This is a genomic window from Pantoea sp. B9002, assembly GCF_013385945.1.
In the GTDB taxonomy this organism is placed as follows: domain Bacteria; phylum Pseudomonadota; class Gammaproteobacteria; order Enterobacterales; family Enterobacteriaceae; genus Pantoea.
Window position 1 is genome coordinate 1 of the sequence record NZ_JACAPA010000091.1, and the last position, 941, is coordinate 941.

1 protein-coding gene is annotated in these 941 nt (G+C 64.9%); it reads right to left on the reverse strand.

Translation table 11 applies throughout. From position 1 onward, the window contains the following. On the reverse strand, nucleotides 1-941 hold a 941-nt coding region (locus tag HX773_RS25315; protein WP_176973796.1), incomplete at both ends, for a type VI secretion system Vgr family protein.

Here is a 941-nt window from a genome sequence, read left to right on the forward strand (position 1 = left end):
ATGATTTTGATTTCATCTTCGGTGCTGACGATGCTGATTTCCCTGCGCGCCAGCAGCTCCATCAAATCGTTTTGCGCCTGCAGCTGCACCGGCCCCTGATTGGCAATCAGCCTGATGCCCAGCCTGCGCACGAACACGCTCAGCGCGTTGCCTACCCCGATGAACAGGTTTTTCATTACGCTGACGTCGGCATTGTTGCCCGCCGTCGCCACCAGATTCTGCGTCGCGGAGAGCTGCAGATGCCCGCCGCTGGTCAGCGCCACGCCGTCCGGCGCGCTCAGCAGCAGCACCGACTTTTTCAGCTCCTGCAGCTGCTGCTCAAGCAACGCTATCTGCGCGCGCAGGTCTGCCGGGTTTGCCGTGGCCTTCTGCGCGTCGCCGGATATCTCCGCCATCTGCTCGCGCGCCTGGTTCAGGTTACCCAGCGCCGCCTGCATGTCCTTCTGCTGCCCCTGCGCCGCCGCCTGCCCGTCCGCGCTGATAAACAGCCCTTTTCTCGCGCGAATGGCGCCCCAGCTGTCGGTGCGCAGCTCGAAGCCTTCGCCGCGCGGCTGGCGTTCGCCGTCGACCAGATGCCCGAGATTCAGCTGGCTCTTGCCGCCGTACTCGGTGCTGAGCTTGATGTGCTCCTGGCCGCGCGTGTCGTCGAGGCGCAGCTTGTTGTTCGACGGCGTGCGCAGCACGTTGCGCCTGTAGTTGCGGATGGTGACGTGGTCCGCACGGGATGAATCGTGCAGCACGCCGGCGATGTACGGACGGTCCGGGTTACCGTGCTCAAAGCCAATCGCCACTTCGGTGCCTGCCAGCAGCGGCAGGTGCAGGCCGTAGGTGTCGCCGGCAAACGGGCGCGACTGGCGCACCCACAGGCTTTCATGCCCGCTTTCCCAGCCCGCGCGGTCAAACAGCATGCTGACGCGATAGCGGCCGTCGCGGTCAATGTG